The organism is Streptomyces sp. NPDC101490 (assembly GCF_044767145.1).
Taxonomy (GTDB): domain Bacteria; phylum Actinomycetota; class Actinomycetes; order Streptomycetales; family Streptomycetaceae; genus Streptomyces.
Genome location: NZ_JBIWNI010000004.1, coordinates 113,097 through 136,383, shown reverse-complemented (window position 1 = coordinate 136,383; position 23,287 = coordinate 113,097). Strand labels below are relative to the sequence as shown.

Here is a 23,287-nt window from a genome sequence, read left to right as displayed (position 1 = left end):
TACAGTCACTCTTTCCATCAATACGGACAAAAAGAGAGCCCCGATGGGCGTGCCATCGGGGTTCTCCTTGCCGGATCGGCGGCTTGAGCGGGCCGGAATCAGCCCGTCACGACCGTCACTTCACCGATGCCGAGCGCCCGCACGGGCTCCGCGATCACCGCCGCGTCGCCCACCAGCACGGTGACGAGCCGGTCCACCGGGAACGCGCTGACCACCGCGGCCGTCGCCTCGACGGTGCCGGTCTCGGCGAGCCGCGCGTACAACTGGGCCTGGTAGTCGTCCGGGAGGTGCTGCTCGACCTGGTCGGCGAGCGTCCCGGCGACCGAGGCGGCCGTCTCGTACCGGAGCGGCGCCACCCCCACCAGGTTCTGCACGGCCGTCTCGCGCTCCGCGTCGGTGAGCCCCTCTGCGGCCAGCGTCCGCAGCACCTTCCACAGGTCTTCGAGGGCCGGGCCGGTGTTGGGGGTGTCCACGGAACCGCTGATGCCGAGCATCGAGGCGCCGTTGCCCCCGGCGTCGGAGCGGAGCACCTGCCCGAAGGCCCGCACGCCGTACGTGTAGCCCTTCTCCTCGCGCAGGACCCGGTCGAGCCGCGAGGTGAGCGTGCCACCGAGGCAGTACGCGCCCAGCACCTGGGCGGGCCAGACGCGCGCGTGCCGGTCGGGACCGATCCGGCCGATCAGCAACTGGGTCTGGACGGCGCCGGGACGGTCGACGACGACGACCCGTCCGGTGTCGTCGGCGGTGATCGGCGGCATCGGCAGCGGCTCCGCCCGCTCGCCGGTCCAGGCGCCCAGGGTCTCGGCGAGGACCTTGTCCAGGTCGATGCCGGTCAGGTCGCCGACGACCACGGCGGTGGCGGTCGCGGGCCGGACGTGCGCCTCGTAGAAGGCGCGGACGGCGGCGGCGTCGATCCCCTCGACGGTCTCCTCGGTGCCCTGGCGCGGCCGGGACAGCCGGGACTCGGCCGGGAACAGCTCCTTGGAGAGCTGCTTCGCGGCGCGACGGCCCGGGTTGGCCGACTCGTGCGGGATCTCGTCCAGCCGGTTGCGCACCAGCCGCTCGACCTCGGTGTCCAGGAACGCCGGGGCGATCAGCGCCTCGGAGAGCAGCCCCAGCGCCTTGGCCAGCCGGGAGACGGGAACCTCCAGGGAGACCCGTACGCCCGGGTGGTCCGCGTGCGCGTCCAGCGTGGCGCCGCAGCGCTCCAGCTCGGCCGCGAACTCCTCGGGGCCGTGCTGGTCGGTGCCCTCGGAGAGCGCGCGGGCCATGATGGTCGCGACGCCGTCGAGACCGGCCGGCTCGGCGTCCAGCGGGGCGGGCAGGAAGACCTCCACGGCCACCACCTGCTGACCGGGACGGTGGCTGGTGAGCAGCGTCAGACCGTTGTCCAGGGTGCTGCGGTCCGGGGCCGGGAAGGCCCAGGGCCGGGCCTCGCCGGGGGCGGGCTGGGGGTGGAAGTCCATGCTCGTCAAAGACGCGGCAGCGTCGGTCACTGGTCCGCCCCCTCTTCCTCGTCGCTGTCGCCCTGTTCGGTCGCCAGGGGCTCGTAGACCAGTACCGCGCGGTTGTCGGGGCGCAGGACGGCCGCGGCGGCGGCCCGGACCTCCTCGGCCGTGACGTCGAGGACGCGGTCCACCGCCGTCAGGGCGAGCTGCGGGTCACCGAAGAGCACCGCGAAGCGGCACAGTTCGTCGGCGCGGCCCGCTACGGTGCCGAGCCGGTCCAGCCACTCGCGCTCCAACTGGGCCTGGGCGCGCTCCATCTCCTCGGGCGTCGGGCCCTCGGCGGCGAACCGGGCCAGCTCCTCGTCGACGGCCGCCTCGATCTGCGGGACCTCGACGCCCCCGGAGGTCTTGACGTCCAGCCAGCCGAGGGAGGGGGCACCGGCGAGCCGCAGCAGGCCGAAGCCCGCGGCGACGGCCGTGCGGTCGCGCCGGACCAGCCGGTTGTGCAGCCGCGAGGACTCGCCGCCGCCGAGCACGGTCAGGGCCAGGTCGGCCGCGTCGCACGCGCGCGTGCCGTCGTGCGGCAGCCGGTAGGCGGCCATCAGCGCGCGCGCCGGGACCTCCTCCTCGACGACCTCGCGCAGCTGCTCGCCGATGACCTCGGGCAGCGAGCCGTCGCGCGGCGGCCGCTTGCCGTCGTGGGACGGGATCGAGCCGAAGTACTTCTCGATCCAGGCGAGGGTCCGCTCCGGGTCGATGTCGCCGACGACGGACAGCACCGCGTTGTTCGGGGCGTAGTACGTGCGGAAGAAGTTCCGCGCGTCCTCCAGGGTGGCCGCGTCCAGGTCGGCCATGGAGCCGATCGGCGTGTGGTGGTACGGGTGGCCCTCCGGGTACGCGAGGGCGATCAGCTTCTCGAAGGCCGTGCCGTACGGCACGTTGTCGTAGCGCTGGCGGCGCTCGTTCTTGACGACGTCCCGCTGGTTCTCCATGGACTCGTCGTCCAGGGCGGCGAGCAGCGAGCCCATGCGGTCGGCCTCCAGCCAGAGCGCGAGCTCCAGCTGGTGGGTGGGCATGGTCTCGAAGTAGTTGGTGCGCTCGAAGCTCGTCGTGCCGTTGAGCGAACCGCCCGCGCCCTGCACCAGCTCGAAGTGCCCGTTGCCGTGGACCTGCTTCGAGCCCTGGAACATGAGGTGCTCGAAGAGGTGGGCGAGGCCCGTACGGCCCTCGACCTCGTGGCGCGAGCCGACGTCGTACCAGAGGCAGACCGCGGCGACCGGGGTCAGGTGGTCCTCGGACAGCACCACGCGCAGACCGTTCGGCAGCCGGTGCTCGGTCGCTGTCAGGCCGCCGGAGCCGGCCTCGGCCGTGGCCGTGTGACCCATGGGCATGTACGTCCCTTCGATCGCGATGTGAAAAGGTCCTGCCACTGTATGCAAGCGCGCCGACACCTGGCGAAGTTCCCGCCCGTTCGAGATGTCCCTCGTCCGGGTCGCGGTCGGCGTTGTCGGTGGCACGGTCCACAATGGTCCGCGTCAGATCAACCTTGTTGGTGAAGGAGCCGCAGCCGCGATGGCCCGCCGCAGCACGAAGACACCGCCGCCGGACGACACGTTCGAGGAGCGAATCCTCGACATCGACGTCGTCGACGAGATGCAGGGCTCCTTCCTCGAGTACGCGTACTCGGTGATCTACTCGCGCGCCCTGCCCGACGCCCGCGACGGCATGAAGCCCGTTCAGCGCCGCATCGTCTTCCAGATGAACGAGATGGGGCTCAGGCCCGAGCGCGGCTTCGTCAAGTGCGCCCGGGTCGTCGGCGAGGTGATGGGCAAGCTGCATCCGCACGGCGACTCGTCCATCTACGACGCCATGGTCCGCATGGCACAGCCCTTCTCCATGCGGCTGCCCCTCGTCGACGGCCACGGGAACTTCGGTTCCCTCGGCAACGACGACCCGCCGGCCGCCATGCGGTACACCGAGTCGCGGATGGCGCCCGCCGCACTCCTGATGACCGAGTCCATCGACGAGGACACGGTCGACTTCAGCCCGAACTACGACGGGCAGGAGCAGGAGCCGGTCGCCCTGCCCGCCGCCTATCCGAACCTGCTGGTCAACGGGGCTTCGGGAATCGCGGTCGGCATGGCGACGAACATGCCCCCGCACAATCTCGGTGAGGTCGTCGCCGCCGCCCGTCACCTGATCCGCCACCCCGGCGCCGACCTTGAGACGCTGATGCGTTTCGTGCCCGGCCCCGACCTGCCGACCGGCGGCCGGATCGTCGGCCTGTCCGGCATCAAGGACGCGTACGAGACGGGCCGCGGGACCTTCAAGATCCGCGCCACGACCAGCGTGGAGACCGTCACGGCGCGCCGCAAGGGCATCGTCGTGACCGAACTGCCCTTCACGGTCGGCCCCGAGAAGGTCATCTCCAAGATCAAGGACCTGGTCGGCTCCAAGAGGCTCCAGGGCATCGCGGACGTCAAGGACCTCACCGACCGCACCCACGGCCTCCGTCTCGTCATCGAGATCAAGAACGGCTTCGTGCCGGAGGCCGTCCTCGAACAGCTCTACAAGCTGACGCCGATGGAGGAGTCCTTCGGCATCAACAACGTGGCGCTGGTCGACGGACAGCCCCTCACCCTCGGCCTCAAGGAACTCCTGGAGGTCTACCTCGACCACCGCTTCGAGGTGGTCCGGCGGCGCTCCGAGTTCCGTCGCGGCAAGAAGCGCGACCGGCTCCACCTGGTGGAGGGCCTGCTCGTCGCGCTCCTCGGCATCGACGAGGTCATCCGGCTGATCCGGGAGAGCGAGAACTCGGCGCAGGCCAAGGAGCGCCTGATGGAGCGCTTCTCGCTGAGCGAGACCCAGACGCAGTACATCCTGGACACCCCGCTGCGCCGTCTCACCAAGTTCGACCGCATCGAGCTGGAGTCCGAGCGCGACCGGCTCAACGGCGAGATCGACGAGCTGACCGGGATCCTCGACTCCGACGCGGAGCTGCGCAAGCTGGTCTCGGCGGAACTGGCCTCGGTCACCAAGAAGTTCGCCACGGACCGGCGTACGGTCCTGCTCGAATCGGCCGGTGCCCCGGTCACGGCGGTGTCCCTGGAGGTCGCGGACGACCCGTGCCGGGTGCTGCTGTCCTCCACCGGGCTCCTGGCGCGCACGGCGACGGCGGAGCTGCCGCCCGTGGACCCGGACGCGGCCCGCGCCAAGCACGACCTGATCCTGTCGTCGGTCGCCGCCACCCAGCGCGGCGACATCGGCGCGGTGACCTCGGCCGGGCGGCTGCTGCGGCTCTCGGTGATCGATCTGCCGAGGCTGCCGGACACGGCGGCCACCCCGAACCTGGCGGGCGGCGCTCCGCTCTCCGAGTTCCTGTCCCTGGCGGCGGACGAGACCGTGGTCTGCCTCACCACGCTCGACGAGTCCTCGCAGGGCCTCGCCCTCGGCACGCTCCAGGGCGTGGTCAAGCGGGTGGTCCCGGACTATCCGGCCAACAAGGACGAGCTGGAGGTCATCACCCTCAAGGACGGTGACCGGATCGTCGGCGCGGCCGAGCTGCGGACCGGCGAGGAGGACCTGGTGTTCATCACCTCCGACGCCCAGTTGCTGCGCTACCCGGCCGCGCAGGTACGGCCGCAGGGCCGCCCGGCCGGTGGCATGGCGGGGGTCAAGCTGACCGCGGGCGCGGACGTGATCGCGTTCTCCGCCGTCGATCCGGCGGCGGAGGCCGTGGTCTTCACCGTCGCGGGCGCCACGGGAACCCTGGACTCCTCGGCGGGTACGTCGGCGAAGCTGACGCCCTTCGACCAGTACCCGCGCAAGGGCCGCGCGACCGGCGGCGTGCGCTGCCAGCGCTTCCTCAAGGGCGAGGACCTGCTGATCCTGGCCTGGGCGGGCGCCACCCCGGCCCGTGCCGCGCAGAAGAGCGGCGCCCCGGTGGAGCTGCCCGAGATCGACCCGCGCCGCGACGGTTCGGGCACACCGCTCGCCCAGCCGGTGGACGTGGTGGCGGGCCCGCCGAGCTGACGGGAGCCGGAGAGCGGCCCCCGTCGGGGTGCCGCTCTCCGGGCCCACGGCCCCGCCCTCGGTGGCGGGTGTCCTGACTCACATCGGGCGCGGACCCGCCGCCCAGGGTTCGGGTCTCCGGCCTCGGCCCGGTGGCGGGGCCTGGTGGCGGATCTCCGGCCCCACCTCCGTGGTGGATCCGCCGTCCCGCCTCGGTGAGGGATCCGAGGGATCTGCTGCCCCGTCTCGGTGAGGGATCTGAGGGATCTACTGCCCGTCTCGGTGACGGAGCGCTGCCCCGCCTCAGTCGCGGGTCTCCGGTTCCTCCTCCGTCTGCGGCACGTACCGCAGGACGCCCCACATGCTGTGCTCGTCGGGGGTGTCCCCCGGACCGTCGAGCTCGCAGGCACCGAGTTCCTTGCGCAGGGCGGCCGCGTCGACGCCCGAGCCGATCAGGACGAGCTGGGTGAGCCGCTCCTCGCCCTCGGGCCACCGCTCCGGGTAGAAGCGCAGGAAGCGGCCGACCGCGTGCACGGTGTAGCGGTTGTCCGGGTCTGCGGTGCCGAAGTCGACGAAGCCCTTGATCCGGTAGAGGCCCTCGGGCCGTCCGTCGAGGAAGGCCATCAGCCGACGGGGGTGCAGCGGGCGGGCGGCGCTCAGCGAGACCGTCTCGTACGCGGTGTGCGGGTGGGCGTGCGGACCGTCGTCGCCGTCCGTGCCGTACAGGATGTCCTCGATGGACATCTGGCCCTCGATCTCGCCGTCCGGGACCACCCGGTCGAAGAGCAGCTCGGGGTCGATCCGCCCGTGCGTGGCCTCGACCACCACGGCCTTCCCCGCCAGTTCGCCCACGGTCCGGTGGACGGCCCGCAGCTCGTCCCCGCTGACCCGGTCGGCCTTGTTCACGACCACGAGGTCGGCGATCGGCAGGTGCCGGTCGGTCTCGGGGTGCCGCTGCCGCGTGGCGGAGAACTCGGCCGCGTCGACGACCTGGACGAGCCCGCCGTAGACGATCCGGGCGTTGTCACTGGCCAGGACCATGCGGACCAGTTCCTGGGGTTCGGCGAGGCCGCTCGCCTCGATCACGATCACATCGAGACGGGACTCGGGGCGGGTGAGCACCTCCAGGTACTCGTCGAGCTCGCTCGCGTCGACCGCGCAGCACAGGCAGCCGTTGCCGAGGGAGACCGTGGAGCCGACCTGCCCGGCGACGCTCATGGCGTCGATGCCGATGTCGCCGAAGTCGTTGACCATCACTCCGATACGGGTGCCCCGGGCGCTGCGCAGCAGATGGTTGAGGAGCGTGGTCTTGCCCGCGCCGAGGAACCCGGCCAGAACGACGACGGGGATCTGCTGCGTGCTCAAGGGACGTGCCTCCGGTTTCCTGCGCGTGCCCCACGTCCGTGGGAAGGCTCCACCATAGGCACCGCACGCCCACGGCTCCCGCGCCCCTGCTCCGGGCCGCGCCGGTCGGCTCCGGAAGCCACCGGACCGATCGGAGGTCGCCACACCGCGCGGCCCGGGACCGCGCGACGGGCCGCGCATCGGGCTGGGCATCGGGCTGGGCATCGGGCTGGGCCCGGTCCTGGCTGGGCCTCGCCCCCGGTACCAACGAGGCCTCCCGGGCTCTTGAGGCCCGTCCTCCGCTTCCGGGGCCCTCCCTGCCCTCCCCCAGGCCCGCCCCCGCTCTCTGGGCCTGCCTCTCGCCCGTAAACACAAGGCCTCCCGTGCCGGACGAGCCGGCCGGTCCCTCCTCCCCAGGCCCTCCTCCCACCTTCCGGCCCGGCTTCCGAAGGACGTACGGCCACCTCGGACGGCCTCCGGACCGGCCAGGGGCTTTCCGCTCCCCGCCCCGGGCCCGATCCCGCCCCGGGCCGTACTCCCGGATCCGTACTCCCAGGTCCGTTCCCCCGGCTCGACACGGCATCCGCTCCGAGTCGCCCCCGGGACCGACCCGGTGCCTCGCTTCCGCCCCCGGGCCCGGCCCTGACAGGGCGGGCCGTGTGACCCGTATCTCCGCCCGGCGCTCCCGTTCCGCCTCGGAAGCGTTTCCGGTCCCGGGGCGCGTCCGCTTACCGTTTCCGGCATGAGCCCCGCACAGACCACCCCTCCGCGCCCCCGGACGCGCCCCCGGCGGTTCGGCTGGCCCCGGCGGGTGTTCTCGCAGGTCCTGCTGATGCAGTTGTTCATCGCCACCGGTGTGACCGTGCTCGCGACGGGGCTCTTCCTGGCGCCGCTGAGCGCCCTCCTCGACGACCAGGCGATGCGCAGGGCCCTGGCCATCGCCGGGACCACCGCGTCTCCCCGGCTCGCCGCCGACCTGACCGGCACCCCGGCGTCCGCGCTCGGCCCGGTACAGAGGGAGACCGAACGCATCCGGAAGGCCACCGGCGCCGAGTACGTCGTGGTCATGGACACCCGAGGAGTGCGCTGGTCGCACACCGACCCCGGCGAGATCGGCAGACTCGTCTCCACCGACCCCAGCGACGTCCTCGCCGGGCACGAGGTGATGGAGATCGACAGCGGCACCCTGGGCCGTTCGGCGCGCGGCAAGACGCCGCTGCGCGACGCGGACGGGCGGATCGTCGGCGCGGTGTCGGTCGGCATCGCGTACGAGAGCGTCCGCGACCGGGTCGTGGCCGCTGTCCCCGGGCTCCTGGCCTACGCGGGCGGGGCGCTCGCCGTCGGCGCCCTGGCCGCGTATCTGATCTCACGCCGCCTCCAGCGGCAGACCCATGACCTGGCCTTCTCCGATATCTCGGCACTGCTCGCGGAGCGCGAGGCGATGCTGCACGGCATCCGCGAGGGGGTCGTGGCCCTGGACAAGCGCGGTTCGGTACGGCTCATGAACGACGAGGCCCAGCGACTGCTCGGACTCGGCCCTGAGGCGGCGGGACGGCCGCTCGACGAACTCCTCGGAGACGGCCGCACCGCCGACGTCCTCGCGGGCCGGGTGACGGGCGAGGACCTGCTCACGGTGCGGGGGCAGCGGGTGCTGATCGCCAACCGGATGCCGACGGACGACGGCGGCGCGGTCGCGACCCTCCGCGACCGCACCGAGCTGGAACGGCTCGGACGCGAACTGGACTCCACCCGGGGCCTGATCGACGCACTCCGCGCCCAGGACCACGAGCACGCCAACCGGATGCACACCCTTCTCGGCCTCCTCGAACTGGAGATGCACGAGGAGGCCGTGGAGTTCGTCACCGAGGTGGTCGGGGTGCACCGGGCCACCGCCGAGCAGGTCACGGAGAAGGTCCACGATCCGCTGCTCGCGGCCCTCCTGGTCGGCAAGGGAACGGTCGCGGCCGAGCGGGGCGTCTCCCTGCGGCTCACCCCCGACGCCCTGCTGCCCGACCGGCTCGTCGAGCCCCGCGAGCTGGTCACCGTCGTCGGCAATCTGGTCGACAACGCCCTGGACGCCGTCGCGGGCACCCATGACGCCCGGATCGACATCGCCTTCGGAGCCGAGGGCCGTACGGTCGTGCTGCGGGTCACGGACAGCGGTCCGGGCGTCCCGGCGGAGCACCGGGAGCTGATCTTCACCGAGGGCTGGACGACGAAGGCCCTCCCGTCCCACGGCAAGCGGGGCATCGGACTGCCCCTGGTCCGTCGGCTTGCGGAGCGGCGGGGCGGCTCCGCCTCGGTGGCCGACGGGCCCGACGGCGGAGCCGCGTTCACCGTCGTCCTCCCGGACGTCCTGACCGAACCCGACTCCCGGACCGGGCAGCGGTCTCCGGCCGAGCGCGACCCCCTGACGGGATACCGCTCCCCGGCAGTCCGGTACTCCCCGACCGACCCGGCCGATCCGACCCGGCCGCGCGGCCTGCCCCGGCCCGGCACCCTGATCGATCCGAACGCCCCGACCGAACCGACCGGACCGGCCGCCCGGCCCGACGGCACGGCGACGGGGCCCGTGGAGGAGACACGATGATCGACGTGCTCGTGGTGGACGACGACGTACTGGTCGCCCGGATCAACGCCGCCTATGTCACCAAGACGCCCGGCTTCAGGGTCGCCGCCACCGCCCACTCGACCGCCGAGGCGCTCGCCGCCCTCGACGGGCAGCCGGTGGACCTGATCCTCCTCGACCACTATCTGCCGGACGAGAACGGGCTCGCCGCCGTACGGGAGCTCCGCGCGCGCGGCCACCAGTGCGACGTGATCATGGTGACGGCGGCCAGGGACATCGCCACCGTGCAGGCGGCCATGCGGCACGGCGCCCTGCAGTACCTGGTGAAGCCGTTCAACTTCGCCGGACTGCGCGCCAAACTGGAGGCGTACGCGACGCTCCGCCGGACCCTGGAGAGCGGCGGCGAGGCGGAGCAGGCCGAGGTGGACCGGATCTTCGGCGTCCTGTCGGCGGGCTCCGTCGCCCCCGACCTGCCCAAGGGGCACTCCCCCACCACGGCCGAACTGGTCCGGCAGGTCCTCCTCGCCGCCGAGGGCCCGCTCTCCGCGCAGGAGATAGCCGAACGCTCGGGCGTCAGCCGGCAGACGGCCCAGCGCTACCTGAAGCTCCTCGAACGCACCGGCCGGGTCCGCCTCTCGCTCCGATACGGCGAGACGGGCCGCCCCGAACACCGCTACGCCTGGGCCGCCTCCCCACCCGCCACCCGCTGAAACGGGCCCACACATGACGGGAAGGGGTACCGCACCGGCCGGGCTGAGGTGACGCGCCCGGGCCCGGTGCCCTTCGGTCGGCGTGCCTGCCCGGCCGGGTGGTCCCCCGGATGGTGTGGCCGGGCGACCGATGGCGGGACGGCCGATGGCGGGGCGGGGCCGTCAGACGGCCCCGGCGCCGGTCAGCGATCTCACCTCGGTCTCGGCGTGCCGTGCCTCGTCGGGCGGCTCCGGCGACAGGACCGTCCCGATCCAGCCGGCGAGGAAGCCGAGCGGGATCGAGACCAAGCCGGGGTTCTGGAGCGGGAACAGGTGGAGGTCCGCACCGGGGAACAGTGATTCGGGGCTGCCGGTGACCACCGGCGAGAACACCACGAGCAGAACGGCGGGAATCAGCCCGCCGTACACCGACCAGACCGCGCCCCGGGTGGTGAACCTCCGCCAGAACAGCGAGTAGAGCAGCACCGGCAGATTGGCGGAGGCCGCCACCGCGAAGGCCAGACCGACGAGGAAGGCCACGTTGAGGTCACGGGCGAGCAGCCCGAGACCGATGGCGGCGGCGCCGATGCCCGCCGCCGCGAACCGCGCCACGGTCACCTCGCCGTATGGCTTCCCGTGCCGACGACGCAGTGAGGCGTAGAGGTCATGGGCCACGGAGGCCGAAGAGGCGAGGGTGATCCCCGCGACGACCGCGAGGATGGTGGCGAACGCGACGGCCGCCACCACCGCGAAGAGCACGGCGCCGCCGGTGGACCCCGCTCCCCCGCCGAGGTCGAGGGCGAGCAGCGGTACGGCCGTGTTGCCCGACGCGTTGGACGCGCGGACCTCGTCGGAGCCGATCAGCGCCGCCGACCCGAAGCCGAGCACGATGGTCATCAGGTAGAAGCTCCCGATGAGCCCGATGGACCAGATGACCGACCGGCGGGCGGCCCGCGCGGTGGGCACGGTGTAGAAGCGGGTCAGGATGTGCGGCAGGCCCGCCGTGCCGAGCACCAGGGCGAGCCCGAGGCTGATGAAGTCCAGCCGGGCCGTCCAGTCCCCGCCGTAGCGCAGTCCCGGCGCGAGGAAGTCGAGTCCGTGGCCGCTGCGTTCGGCGGCGGCGGACAGCAGCTGGTTCATGTCGCCGTGGAAACGGAGCAGGACGAGGACGGTGAGCGCGACCGTCCCGGCCATGAGCAGGACCGCCTTGACGATCTGGATCCAGGTGGTGGCCCGCATACCGCCGAGCGATACGTAGATCACCATCAGCGCGCCCACGCCGACGACCGTCCAGGACCGGGCCGCTTCGCCGGTCCCGCCGAGGAGCAGTGCGACCAGGCTCCCGGCGCCCACCATCTGGGCGACGAGATAGAGCACGGAGACGGCCACCGAGGATGTTCCGGCGGCGATCCGCACCGGCCGTTCGGCCATCCGCGCGGCGACGACGTCGGCGAGCGTGAACCGCCCGCAGTTCCGTACGAGTTCGGCCACGAGCAGCAGCACGAGCAGCCAGGCGACGAGGAAGCCGACGGAGTACAGCATCCCGTCGTAGCCGTAGAGCGCGATCAGCCCGGAGATCCCGAGGAATGAGGCGGCCGACATGTAGTCGCCCGCGATGGCGAACCCGTTCTCCAGGGGCGAGAACAGTCTGCCCCCCGCGTAGAACTCCTCCACCGAGCCGTGCCGGCGCCGGCCCACCCAGGTGGTGATGCCCAGCGTGACGGCGACGAAGACACTGAACAGCACGATCGCCAGGGTCTGGTGGTCACGGATCACGACTGCGCCGCTCCTCTCGTCATCTCCTGGGTGTCCCAGCGCAGCTGGAGGGCGATCCGGTCCCTGCGGAGCCGCGCGTGCCGCGCGTAGGCCCAGGTCAGCAGGAAGGTGGTGAGGAACTGTCCCAGTCCGGCGGCCATCGCCACGTTCACCACTCCGACGAGCGGCCGGGCCATCAGCCCCGGGGCGACGGTCGCCGCCACCACATAGGCGAGGTACCAGAGGAGGAACGCGGCTGTCGCCGGAAAGACGAACCTTCGGTAGCGGCCCCGGACTTCCTGGAAGGCGGGACTCCGCTGGACCTCCAGATAGATCTCCGCCGCGCTGTGCGCCCGCTGCCCCGGCACCGTCTCCGGTCGCTCCGGACCCGCCGCGCCCAGCATCCCGGTGCCCTCCGACGGCTGACCCTTGCCGGGGGCCGTCGCCTCGTGCCAGGGGGTGTCCTCGACCCGTACCGCCGAAGCGTCGAGCCCCTCCCGTTCGTCCACCTGCTCCACCGACCAACTCTCCTTGTCAGCGAACCGTTTCGGCCGCGTGCCAAGGATGGACAGAGCGGGAACATCCCGGACTCTTCTCCTCTCCGTCTTCACCCCATCAGGTGATTCGTCCCCCAGGGGGCCTGACCAGACCGTGCTGATATGCGTATCGCACCGCCTGTGCCCGGTCCCGCACTCCGGTCTTCGCGAAGAGGTTGTTGATGTGGGTCTTCACGGTCGCCGTCGAGATCCGCAGTCTGCTCGCGATCTCCTGGTTGGAGAGTCCGTCCGCGACCAGCGCGATCACCTCCGTCTCCCGTTCGGTGAGCCCTTCCGCCAGTGGAACGGACGGCCCCGCCGGGGCCTCCAGGAGCTGCTCGATCAGCCGCCGCTGCACGGTGGGCGAGAGCCCGGCCCGTCCGTCGGTGACGTCCCGCAGCGCCCGCAGGATCTCCTCCCCTCCCGCGTCCTTGGTGAGATAGCCCCGCGCTCCGGCCCGCAGGGCGGGGAAGAGCGAGTCGTCGTCGGCGTACGTGGTGAGCACGACCACTTCGGTCCCCGGGTGCCTCTCATGGATCCTGCGGGTGGCCTCGACCCCGTCGCACCGGGGCATCCGCAGGTCCATCAGGACCACGTCGGGCCTGAATTCGGCGGTGAGCGCGACGGCCTCCTCGCCATCCCGCGCTGCCCCCACGACCTCCACCCCGGGGAGCAGTCCCAGCAGCATCACGATCCCCTCCCGTACGACGGCCTGATCGTCGGCGACGACCACCCGCAGCGCGGGCACGTCCGCGTTCTCCCGTCCGGGCGTCTCCGGCCGACTGCCGTCGGTCCGCTCCGTGGCGCTCATGCCGGTACCCGCAGCCGCACCGCGAACCCGGCCCCCTCGGGACCCGCGTCCAGACTCCCCCCGAGCAGTTCGGCACGCTCCCTCATCCCGCGCAGCCCGTAACCGGAGCCGGAGGAACCGAGCCCGAGCCCGTCCCCGTCGTCCCCGCCCCCGTCATGCCTGCCCCCGTCCCCGCCGTCCGCCACCGTCGGCGGCGGTCCCGAATCGCGTATCTCCAGGGAGATCCGGTCCGTCTCGTAGGCGAGCAGGATCCGCGTACGGGCTCCGGGGGCGTGTTTGCGCACATTGGTGAGGGCCTCCTGGGCCACCCGCCGTACCGCCTGGGAGGCCTCGGCCGGCAGTTCCCTGTGCTCCCCGGTGACTTCGACCAGGGTCCGGCCCTCCCTCGCCAGGTCCCGCAGGTAGTCCTCGACGGGCACCATGTCCCCGCGCAGCGCGGACAGCGCGTGACGGGTCTCCGCGAGGCCCTCCCTGGCCATGGCCCGCGCGGAGGTCACGAGTTCGAGTATCTCCGCCCGCTCCGCCCCCGACTCGATCTTGAGCCGGGCGACCTCCAGGTGCACCATCTGCGCGGAGAGGCTGTGGGCGAGCACGTCGTGTATCTCTCTGGCGATCCTCGCCCGCTCGGCGAGGGCCGCCGACGCGGCCTCGGCCTCCCGGGCGAGCCGCTCCTGGGCCAGCAGCTGGAACCCCGCGCCTCTGGCCTGGGCGTCCAGCCGGAGCGAGTACCCCGCGAGAAGCACGGCCGCCGTGGTGACGCCCGCACCGAGGAATCCGGTCTCGTCGGCCTCGACGAAGCCGGTGACGAGCACCGCCACGGTGGCCAGACCCATCCGGAGCGGCAGCCGTTCCATCGCCATGACCGAGACGACTATCCACAACACGGTGGCCGAGGTCGGCGCTCCGGCCGTGTGGGCACCCAGACCGCAGAGGGCCATGACCGCGAGCAGACCCAGCGACGCCGCCGCCCGGTGTTCGAGGGTCGTGTGGTGGTAGCCGAGCGCCGCCACCACACAGAGTCCGAACGCGATCGGAGGCACGGGTGCGTACCAGCCGTCGAACGCCCCCGAGGTGTAACAGCCCGCCAGCACCCAGACGCTCAGCGCCGCGAGCAGGAAATGGTCGAGGACGACGCGCCCTCGGGGCACACCGACCCGGGTGAGCGCCTCGCGCGACGGCCAGGCCCCCCAGAGGGCCCCCTTGACCAGCCTGTTCCCCGCCGGCGCCCGATCGAACGTTTCCACCATGATCCGTCCCCCTCCGTCATCTTCATGCTACGGAGAGTCGACGGCGGTGTGATCGGCCCGTGGGTGGAGCGTCCGGCTCCACCCACGGGTGGAGGCCCTCAGGCGTCGATGCGCGAGCGGTCGAGCGTGGCCGCCGAGCCGGTGATGAACTCCTTGCGGGGTGCCACGTCATTGCCCATCAGGAGGTCGAAGACCTGCTCCGCCGCGTCCAGGTCGCCGATGTTGATCCGGCGCAGGGTGCGGTGGCGGGGGTCCATCGTGGTCTCCGCGAGCTGGTCGGCGTCCATCTCGCCGAGACCCTTGTAGCGCTGGATGGAGTCCTTGTAGCGGACCCCCTTGCGCTGGAACTCCAGCATGGTCTGCCGCAGCTCGCTGTCCGAGTACGTGTAGACGTACTTGTCCTGGCCCTTCTTCGGCTGGACCAGCTCGATGCGGTGCAGCGGGGGCACGGCGGCGAAGACGCGCCCGGCCTCGACCATGGGCCGCATGTACCGCTGGAAGAGCGTCAGCAGCAGGCAGCGGATGTGCGCGCCGTCGACGTCGGCGTCGACCAGGAGGACGATCTTCCCGTAACGCGCCGCGTCGATGTCGAAGGTGCGGCCCGAGCCCGCTCCTATGACCTGGATGATCGCGCCGCACTCGGCGTTCTTGAGCATGTCCGAGACGGACGACTTCTGCACGTTGAGGATCTTGCCCCGGATCGGCAGGAGCGCCTGGAACTCGCTGTTGCGGGCGAGCTTGGCCGTACCGAGGGCGGAGTCGCCCTCGACGATGAAGAGCTCGCTGCGCTCCACGTCGTCACTGCGGCAGTCGGCCAGCTTCGCGGGGAGCGAGGAGGACTCCAGCGCGGTCTTCCGGCGCTGCGCGTCCTTGTGCTGGCGCGCCGCGATCCGGGTGCGGGCCGCCGCGACGGCCTTCTCCAGGACGGCGCGGGCCTGCGCCTTGGCGTCCCGCTTGGTCGAGGTGAGGAAGGCCTTCAGCTCCTTGGCGACCACGTTCGCCACGATCCGCCGGGCGGCGGACGTACCGAGGACCTCCTTGGTCTGGCCCTCGAACTGCGGCTCGGCGAGGCGGACCGTCACGACGGCCGTGAGTCCTTCGAGGGCGTCGTCCTTGACGATGTCGTCCTCGGCGACGCGCAGCATCTTGGCGGAGCGCAGCACCTCGTTCACCGTCTTGGTGACGGCCTGCTCGAAGCCCGAGACGTGGGTGCCGCCCTTGGGGGTGGCGATGATGTTGACGAAGGACTTGACCGCGGTGTCGTAGCCGGTGCCCCAGCGGAGGGCGATGTCGACGGCCAGCTCACGGGTGACCTCGGTCGGGGTCATGTGCCCGCGCTCGTCGAGGACGGGCACGGTCTCCTTGAAGGTGCCCTGTCCGGTCAGGCGCTGGATGTCGCAGACGGCCTTGTCCTGCGCGAGGTACTCGCAGAACTCGCTGATGCCGCCGTCGAAGCGGAACGTCTCCTCGCTCTTGCCGATGCCCGCGAGGTCCCGCTCGTCGCGGACGACGATGGTGAGGCCGGGCACGAGGAAGGCGGTCTGCCGGGCGCGCTGGTACAGCGTCTCCAGGGACAGCTTGGCGTCCTTGAGGAAGATCTGCCGGTCGGCCCAGTAGCGCACGCGCGTGCCGGTGCGGTTCTTGGGGACGCGCTTGCCCTTGCGGAGGCCGTTGCCTGGGTCGAAGGGGCTGTCGGGGCCCTGCTCGGTGAAGAAGCCGGGGACGCCGCGGCGGAAGCTGATGGCGTGCGTGGCACTGTTCCGGTCGACCTCGACGTCGAGACGCGCCGACAGGGCGTTGACCACGGAGGCGCCGACACCGTGCAGACCGCCGGAGGCCGCGTACGACCCGCCGCCGAACTTGCCGCCGGCGTGCAGCTTGGTCATGACGACCTCGATACCGGAGAGGCCGGTCTTCGGCTCGACGTCGACCGGGATGCCACGGCCGTTGTCCCGGACCTCGACGGAGCCGTCGTCGTGGAGGATGACGTCGATGTGGTCGCAGAAGCCACCGAGGGCCTCGTCGACGGAGTTGTCGATGATCTCCCAGATGCAGTGCATCAGGCCGCGGCTGTCGGTCGACCCGATGTACATGCCGGGGCGCTTGCGGACCGCTTCGAGCCCTTCGAGTACGAGCAGGTGCCGCGCGGTGTAGTTGGAAGCGTCACGGTCTGCGGTCAGCAGCGCACTGGACGACACGGACGTTTCGGCGGTCACGCGGTTCGCTCCTCGCTGAATTTGAAATCGGGCCCCGTGGGGTAGGGCCCGGCGTCGGTCACGGGTCAGAGGGTACCGATGCCTGGTAGAGCCGTTGTCACGCCACCCGCCCCGATTCCTCATGCTAGTCCAGAGTCGCATGAATGTTCGATCCCTCGATGGGGTGACGCGAACATCACGTTCCCTTCCAGGCATGAACCATTTAGGCTCCGGGCACGTCCTCATGAACGACCGGCAACCACGCCGGGAGGGCCGACCCACACAAGCAACGCGAAATCCGTAGAGCGAAGCAATACGGCTCATTCGCCGCCAACCGGCAGCAAACAGCCACCTAAGAAGAAGTTTCCAGGAAAAGCCGCGAGCGGGAACGTTTTCGGCCTGGTTGGATGTTGACCCTGGTACGACAGCTCGTCGAGCTAGAGAAGAGGCGACGTGACTACTGTTCTGACCCCCGCGAGCCCCCTGACGGCCGCTGACCGCTGCGACCGCTGCGGCGCCCAGGCATACCTGCGTGTCGTCCTGACCAGCGGAGGTGACTTGCTCTTCTGCGCCCACCACGGACGCAAGTTCGAGCCGGAACTCAAGAAGATCGCCGTTGAGATACAGGATGAGACGGACCGGCTGACGGATGTGCCGGCCCGCACGGTGGGCGACGAGCACTGACGCTTCGCAACCACGACGAGCTCAGATCCGGCCAATGACCGGACAGTGGGCGGTCACCCCCGAAGTCCCAGGGGGGTGACCGCCCGCTCTCGTGTCCGCCCCGGGGCACCCTTGGGAGGTGCCTGGCCGGGAGCGGTCAGAAGCGTGCCGGAAGCACCGCCGAGACCCGCGTGTACACCCCCGGGTTCTCCGCCTGCCCGCAGCCGTTCCCCCAGGACACCAGGCCGATGAGCACGCCCCTGGCCACCAGCGGCCCGCCGCTGTCGCCCTGGCAGGCGTCCTTGCCGCCCCCCGGGTCACCCGCGCACAGCATCGTCCGGCTCGCGTACCCGGCGCCGGAGCCGTCCGGGTACGCCCGTTCGCAGGCCCCGTCCGGCAGCACCTGCACGCGCGCCGTCCGCAGGGTGGAGGAGTAGGCCCCGCCGCCGCTCGTGTCCCCCCAGCCGTACACGTCGGCCTCGGTGCCCGGCGTCTCCGCCGCGTCCCCCGCACGGGCGACCCCGATCGCGTACGACTGCGGCAGCGGGCTCGCCAGCGTCAGCACCGCGAGGTCGCCCGCGTTCGTCGTCGGGTCGTAGTCCGGGTTGACCCAGGTGTCCGAGATGCGGATCTCCTCGCCGCCCTGCCCACGCAGCGCCGTGCGGCCCGCGATGACGACGAGGTCACGCACCTCCCACGGCTCGCCGCCGAGCGCCTCACGGCCCATGCAGTGGGCCGCTGTGAGCACCTTGGTCGGCGCGACGACCACGCCTCCGCAGAACTGCCCCGCGCGCGTACCTCCGAACCGGTCACGGCTGGAGAGCGCCACGACCCACGGCGCCTCCGCGATCTGGGCTTCACGGCCCCCCACCACGACGCGGTCGGCGGCGACGGGGGCGGCGAAGGCGAATTGCCCGGCCGCCACGGCGAACACGCCCAGGGCGCCCGTCAAAGCTCGGGGGAGGGAACCGCGCATGGAGTCTCCTGACTCTCCGGTGATGTCGGTTCACCCAGCGTCCACCACGCGCCCGCGCCGTGCACCCGCGCGGACAGCCGGAGGGCCCGGCTCCCCTGGGGGAGCCGGGCCCTTCCGCGTACCGCTCCGCGCCTCGCCCGACGGCGAAACGGATCAGTCGAGGTAGTCGCGCAGCACCTGCGAGCGCGACGGGTGGCGCAGCTTCGACATCGTCTTCGACTCGATCTGACGGATCCGCTCGCGGGTCACGCCGTAGACCTTGCCGATCTCGTCCAGCGTCTTCGGCTGGCCGTCGGTGAGTCCGAAGCGCATCGAGACGACGCCCGCCTCCCGCTCGGAGAGGGTGTCGAGGACGGAGTGCAGCTGCTCCTGGAGGAGCGTGAAGCTCACCGCGTCGGCCGGGACGACCGCCTCGGAGTCCTCGATCAGGTCGCCGAACTCGCTGTCGCCGTCCTCACCCAGCGGGGTGTGGAGGGAGATCGGCTCACGACCGTACTTCTGGACCTCGATGACCTTCTCGGGGGTCATGTCGAGTTCCTTGGCCAGCTCCTCCGGAGTGGGCTCGCGGCCCAGGTCCTGGAGCATCTGGCGCTGCACACGGGCGAGCTTGTTGATGACCTCGACCATGTGCACCGGAATGCGGATGGTGCGGGCCTGGTCGGCCATGGCGCGGGTGATGGCCTGACGGATCCACCAGGTGGCGTACGTCGAGAACTTGTAGCCCTTGGTGTAGTCGAACTTCTCGACCGCGCGGATCAGGCCCAGGTTGCCCTCCTGGATCAGGTCCAGGAAGAGCATTCCGCGGCCGGTGTAGCGCTTGGCCAGGGAGACCACCAGACGGAGGTTGGCCTCCAGGAGGTGGTTCTTGGCCCGGCGGCCGTCCTCGGCGATGATCTCCAGCTCGCGCTTGAGCTTCGGCGCGAGCTTGTCCGAGTTCGCGAGCTTGTCCTCGGCGAACAGACCGGCCTCGATGCGCTTGGCGAGCTCGACCTCCTGCTCGGCGTTGAGCAGGGGGACCTTGCCGATCTGCTTCAGGTAGTCCTTGACCGGGTCGGCGGTGGCACCGGCGACGGCGACCTGCTGGGCCGGCGCGTCGTCCTCGTCCTCGTCGGACAGGACGAAGCCCTTGCTCTCGCCCTCGGTCTCCTCCTCCTCGCCCTTGCCGGGCGCGACGTCCTCGAGCTCCTCGCCCTCGGCCAGGTCGTCGGCGTCCTTCTTGGACGTGGCCTTCTTCGCCGTCGCCTTCTTGGCGACGGTCTTCTTGGCCACCGTCTTCTTGGCGACGGTCTTCTTCGCGGCCGCCTTCCTGGCGGACGAACCGGCCTCGTCAGGGTCGGCGTCCTCGGCGGCGCCGACGGCCGTGGCCGAGACGGTGGTCTTCGTCACGGTCGTCCTGGCGGTGACGGTCTTGGTGGCGGTGCGCTTGACCGGGCTCTTCGCTGCGACGCTCTTGCGGGCGCGCTTCGGCGACTCCGCTGCACTGACCATCAGCGTCACACCCTCTTCCTCGAGGATCTGATTGAGGCTGCGCAGAACATTCTTCCACTGGGTTGGCGGAATCTGGTCAGCCTCGAAGGCCCGACGCACGTCATCGCCGGCGATCTGCCCATCAGCCTTTCCCCGCTCGATGAGCGCCATCACAGACTCGGACTCGGCGATCTCCGGCGGGAGCGTACGGGATGTGCTGGCCGACACGAACAACCTCTCGGAACGATGGAAACGGCTTCCGGCCCCACCCGGGATCGGGTTGGAGCCGACGACCGCCGACGGGGAATGTGTCGACGGCGCGGGCTGGACCGGGGAACTGCACAGCGCCTCCATCGGCTGCTGTATTCCTTCCTCGGCCGTCACCTCTTAGGTCATCGCACGGCTCGGAGGAGTGTTACGCCCAATCTTCGTGGCCCGAGTCACACCTCATGTGGGGCACATGACGCAGAGGAGTAGATAAGCGTACATTCCCGCCGCGGGAATCCCGGCGCCACCGGGGAATCCCTCGCGGGCTCCCCCGGCGGCACGCGCGCATCCGGCGGCGGACGGTGTCCACGCCTCCGCGTTCCCGGCCACGGCCCGCCGGTCAGTGTTCGCGGGGAGCGGGCACGACGCGGTCCACCTCGGGGTGGACCAGGAGCAGCTGCCGCATGGCCGTCTCCGCGCCGAGCGCGTCCCCGGCGGCCAGCGCGTCCACGATCCGGGCGTGATGGGAGAGGCACGCCTCACTGGGGCGGTCGCAGCCCGTGACGGGGCCGCCGGACACCTGGAGGGCGGCGGCGACGATCCCGGAGAGGTGCTCCAGCATCCGGTTCCCGGCCAGCTGGATGAGGAGGGAGTGGAACTCCGCGTCGGCCCGGGAGAAGGTGATGCCGTCCCCCTGGGCGAACGCGTGCCCCATGATCTCGACCATGTCGGCCAGCCGCTGCTGGACGTCCTCCCGGCCGTGTCCGGCGGCGAGGCGGGCGGCCAGGGGCTCGATCGTCCAGCGGAGCTCGCTCAGCTCGCGGCGCTGGTCGTCACGCTGCGGGCCGAAGGCGCGCCACTCGATGATGTCCGGGTCGAGGAGGTTCCAGTCGCTGACGGGCCGGACCCTGGTGCCGACGTTCGGGCGGGCGCTGACGAGCCCCTTGGCCTCCAGGACGCGCAGCGACTCACGCACGACGGTGCGTGAGACCTCGAACCGCTGACCGATCTCCTCGGGGACCAGCGGGCGGTCGGCCCCGAGGTCGCCGGAGACGATCATCTGGCCGAGCTGCTGGACGAGCTGCCCGTGCAGGCCGCGGCCCCGGCTGCCGGCGCTCCGGCGGCCGACCCTGCCCAGGTCGGTGTCCACCCCCTCCCAGGAGGGCGGGCCCACACGGCCGGCGGCGGAAGCCTCCGCGTAGGAGTAGCGGTCGAGCTCGCCCGGGGCTCCGATGCCGGAGTCGACGGGGCGGGCGGCGGTCATCATGGTGTGCGCAAGGGTACTCACGCATCCTTTGTCGGCGTTGCTTCAGTGACCCTTGAGGTCTTTGGTGAAAAGCACACGAAAGGGTGATCGCCACCCGCTACACAATTGACGATTAGTCGGACATAAGACGCACAATCCAGGGAAGTTGGAGCGAGAGTGGACTATTTCAGTCCACATACGGTCACCAACGGGCCTTACGGCGAAGGCCCGTGAACACATAGGCGCAGAACAGCGCTGTCAGCGTGAGTGAGAGCGCCACTCCGGCGGGCTGCCCCAGCACGCGCAGCGCCCCCGCGAGCCAGCGCTCCGCGCCCGGGGACCACTGCGGTCCCGCGAACTCGCGCAGCCGCGCGGGGAGTCCGGCGGCGGACCGGACCGTCGGCCCCGTCAGCACCTTCTGCAGCAGCGGGACGAGGGCGACCGGCACCGCGAGCACGGCGGCCACTCCGGCCGCCGCTGCGCGGAACACCCCCGCGCCGAGCAGTCCCGCCCAGGCGCACCCGACCAGCAGCCCCAGCCAACTCGCGCCGAGGGCCGGCCAGTTCTCCGGTACGGGGATCAACTCGGTGCCGTGGACGAGCCTCAGGGCCTCCAGATCCGCCACCACCACGAGCACTCCGAGCAGCAGCGCGACGAGCGCCGAGACCGCGAGCTTCGCCAGCAGCAGGCCGGGCCTGCGGGGCACGGCCCCCCGGCCCGTGGTCAGTGCGGGATGGCGGTACTCCTCGCCGAACGAGAAGGCGCCGAGCAGTCCCGCCCCGAGGGCGGCGGGCGGCAGCGGGGAGATGCCCGGCCAGCCGGTCAGGACGGCGGGCAGGGCGACCCGGCCACCTCGCCCGAGGAGCAGGGCGAGCGTCACGGAGACGAGCAGGACCCCGCCGACGACGAGTGGCGTGGAGGGCACCCCCAGGAGGCGGTGGAGCTCGTACCGGAGCGGACGGAGGGGCGAGCGGACGGGCCGACGCGTGCCGGACGCGCCTCGGGGAGCGCGCCCGGCCGAGAGCCGCCGGGCCGACCGGTCCGCGACGGCGGGCGGGGACCCCGCCCACGGGGAAGCGACGGAGACGCGGGCCGGAGCAGGGCTGGCGCCCGGCACCTCGGGGGCCGTCGTCCCGGCGGTACGCCGGAGGGGGCCCGTGTCTCCCGTCTCGGCGGTGAGCCGGTGGATCGGGACGCCGTGGCGGAACGCGGTGTCGCCGACGGACGCGCAGTCGCTGCCGTACACGGAGAGCCGGTTGCCCTCCTCGGCGACGACCTCGACCGGACGCCGGGCCGCCCTGGCCTCCTGGGTGACCACGGCGGCCAGCCGGGCGGCCTGGGGGGTCCGGACTGCCACCCGGGGGCGCAGCCGGGTGCGGGCGAACTCGACGGCGTCCTGGTCGGCGACGAGTCTGCCCCGGTCGAGGGTGACGACGCGATGGGCGTTGCGGGCCGCGTCCTTGGGGTCGTCGGTCGTGTAGAGGACGGTTCCCCCTTCGGAGGCGTGGGAGCGCAGTAGTTCGTGCAGCCACGCGCCCTCGGAGGTGGAGAGTCCGGCACCCGGCTGGTCGAGCAGCAGGGTGTGGGGGGCGCCCAACAGGGCCGAGGCGATGCCGAGTCGGCGGTCGGCGCCGACCGGCAGGGTGCCGATCCTCCGGCGTTCCAGGCCGGCGAGGCCCACGGTCCGTGCCAGTTCGTCGGCCCGTGAGGCCGGGACTCCGGTGGCGGCGCAGAGCATCCGGAGCTGGCCCCGGAGCGTGCGGGACGGGTGCCCCGGGACGTCTCCGAGGAGGACGCCGACCTCGCTCTGCGGATGGGCGATCCGGTGCAGCGGGCGCCCTCGGAAGTAGGTGATCCCACGGCCCGGCTCGAGTTCGAGCATGAGGCGGAGAGTGGTGGTCTTGCCGGAGCCCCGGGGGCCGAGGAGAGCCGTCACGGCGCCCGGCCGGGCCTCGAAGGTCAGATCGTCCACGGCGGCCGGTCGATCGCGGCGGGGAAGGCTGGTCAGTCCGATTGCCTGGAGCATCGCTTCTCTCGCGGTAGGTGACACCGCTCCGCGGCAGGGCGGCGCTACCGCAGCAAGATAACGCTACATTTCGGACTTTCGGTGCAGGATTGATGCC

The 23,287-nt window shown here is 71.6% G+C and carries 16 protein-coding genes; 4 read left to right on the top strand and 12 right to left on the bottom strand.

What is annotated here, in order from left to right; all coding sequences use genetic code 11:
• Window positions 1-98: 98 nt before the first annotated feature.
• Both ACIRQY_RS11755 and ACIRQY_RS11750 read right to left on the bottom strand, forming a co-directional pair.
• Complete coding sequence (locus tag ACIRQY_RS11755) at window positions 99-1,466, bottom strand: M16 family metallopeptidase (protein WP_403924679.1); 1,368 nt, start codon at window positions 1,464-1,466, stop codon at window positions 99-101.
• A 26-nt stretch (window positions 1,467-1,492) separates the two neighbouring features.
• Window positions 1,493-2,839, bottom strand: a complete 1,347-nt coding sequence (locus ACIRQY_RS11750) for a pitrilysin family protein (protein WP_351793663.1) — start codon at window positions 2,837-2,839, stop codon at window positions 1,493-1,495.
• Window positions 2,840-3,020: 181 nt separating this feature from the next.
• Here ACIRQY_RS11750 and ACIRQY_RS11745 point away from each other — a divergent pair, with 181 nt between their 5' ends.
• Window positions 3,021-5,480: a DNA topoisomerase (ATP-hydrolyzing) subunit A gene (locus tag ACIRQY_RS11745; RefSeq protein ID WP_403924144.1), complete on the top strand. Its 2,460-nt coding sequence runs from the start codon at window positions 3,021-3,023 to the stop codon at window positions 5,478-5,480.
• 282 nt (window positions 5,481-5,762) lie between these two features.
• On the opposite strand, the gene ACIRQY_RS11740 is transcribed toward ACIRQY_RS11745, so the two are convergent.
• Window positions 5,763-6,824 (bottom strand): CobW family GTP-binding protein, encoded by a 1,062-nt coding sequence (locus ACIRQY_RS11740; RefSeq protein ID WP_403924141.1) that lies wholly within the window; start codon window positions 6,822-6,824, stop codon window positions 5,763-5,765.
• A 721-nt stretch (window positions 6,825-7,545) separates the two neighbouring features.
• On the opposite strand from ACIRQY_RS11740, the gene ACIRQY_RS11735 reads away from it, so the two are divergent.
• Window positions 7,546-9,393, top strand: coding sequence for an ATP-binding protein (locus tag ACIRQY_RS11735; RefSeq protein WP_403924137.1), 1,848 nt, complete (start codon window positions 7,546-7,548; stop codon window positions 9,391-9,393).
• Window positions 9,390-10,082, top strand: a complete 693-nt coding sequence (locus tag ACIRQY_RS11730; RefSeq protein ID WP_351793652.1) for a response regulator — start codon at window positions 9,390-9,392, stop codon at window positions 10,080-10,082. Before ACIRQY_RS11735 ends, ACIRQY_RS11730 begins: the two co-directional genes overlap by 4 nt.
• A gap of 162 nt (window positions 10,083-10,244) precedes the next feature.
• Here ACIRQY_RS11730 and ACIRQY_RS11725 read toward each other — a convergent pair whose 3' ends face one another.
• The 5 genes from ACIRQY_RS11725 to ACIRQY_RS11705 all read right to left on the bottom strand — a co-directional run bounded on the left by ACIRQY_RS11725 (window position 10,245) and on the right by ACIRQY_RS11705 (window position 16,626).
• On the bottom strand, window positions 10,245-11,837 hold the full coding sequence (locus ACIRQY_RS11725; RefSeq protein WP_403924134.1) for a cation acetate symporter: 1,593 nt from the start codon (window positions 11,835-11,837) through the stop codon (window positions 10,245-10,247).
• Window positions 11,834-12,334 carry a DUF485 domain-containing protein gene (locus ACIRQY_RS11720; RefSeq protein WP_403924131.1) on the bottom strand — a complete coding sequence of 167 codons (501 nt, stop codon included), beginning with the start codon at window positions 12,332-12,334 and terminating at the stop codon, window positions 11,834-11,836. Before ACIRQY_RS11720 ends, ACIRQY_RS11725 begins: the two co-directional genes overlap by 4 nt.
• A gap of 97 nt (window positions 12,335-12,431) precedes the next feature.
• Window positions 12,432-13,163, bottom strand: coding sequence for a response regulator (locus tag ACIRQY_RS11715; RefSeq protein WP_403924129.1), 732 nt, complete (start codon window positions 13,161-13,163; stop codon window positions 12,432-12,434).
• Window positions 13,160-14,410, bottom strand: coding sequence for a sensor histidine kinase (locus ACIRQY_RS11710; protein ID WP_403924126.1), 1,251 nt, complete (start codon window positions 14,408-14,410; stop codon window positions 13,160-13,162). The genes ACIRQY_RS11715 and ACIRQY_RS11710 overlap by 4 nt, the downstream gene beginning before the upstream one ends.
• A gap of 98 nt (window positions 14,411-14,508) precedes the next feature.
• Window positions 14,509-16,626, bottom strand: a complete 2,118-nt coding sequence (locus ACIRQY_RS11705; RefSeq protein ID WP_403924123.1) for a type IIA DNA topoisomerase subunit B — start codon at window positions 16,624-16,626, stop codon at window positions 14,509-14,511.
• 432 nt (window positions 16,627-17,058) lie between these two features.
• Here ACIRQY_RS11705 and ACIRQY_RS11700 point away from each other — a divergent pair, with 432 nt between their 5' ends.
• A complete protein-coding gene (locus tag ACIRQY_RS11700) occupies window positions 17,059-17,289 on the top strand; it encodes a hypothetical protein (RefSeq protein ID WP_030211728.1) in 231 nt (76 codons plus the stop codon).
• Between the two features lie 136 nt (window positions 17,290-17,425).
• Here the strand turns inward: ACIRQY_RS11700 and ACIRQY_RS11695 are convergent, their stop codons facing one another.
• The 4 genes from ACIRQY_RS11695 to ACIRQY_RS11680 form a co-directional block, all read right to left on the bottom strand.
• Window positions 17,426-18,244, bottom strand: coding sequence for a serine protease (locus ACIRQY_RS11695; protein WP_403924121.1), 819 nt, complete (start codon window positions 18,242-18,244; stop codon window positions 17,426-17,428).
• Between the two features lie 153 nt (window positions 18,245-18,397).
• Complete coding sequence (locus ACIRQY_RS11690; protein WP_403924118.1) at window positions 18,398-19,939, bottom strand: RNA polymerase sigma factor; 1,542 nt, start codon at window positions 19,937-19,939, stop codon at window positions 18,398-18,400.
• Window positions 19,940-20,318: 379 nt separating this feature from the next.
• Window positions 20,319-21,206 (bottom strand): FCD domain-containing protein, encoded by an 888-nt coding sequence (locus tag ACIRQY_RS11685; RefSeq protein ID WP_351793631.1) that lies wholly within the window; start codon window positions 21,204-21,206, stop codon window positions 20,319-20,321.
• 160 nt (window positions 21,207-21,366) lie between these two features.
• The gene (locus tag ACIRQY_RS11680; protein ID WP_403924114.1) at window positions 21,367-23,190 is read right to left on the bottom strand and encodes an ATP-binding cassette domain-containing protein; all 1,824 of its coding nucleotides are present in this window, start codon (window positions 23,188-23,190) and stop codon (window positions 21,367-21,369) included.
• Window positions 23,191-23,287 lie beyond the last annotated feature (97 nt).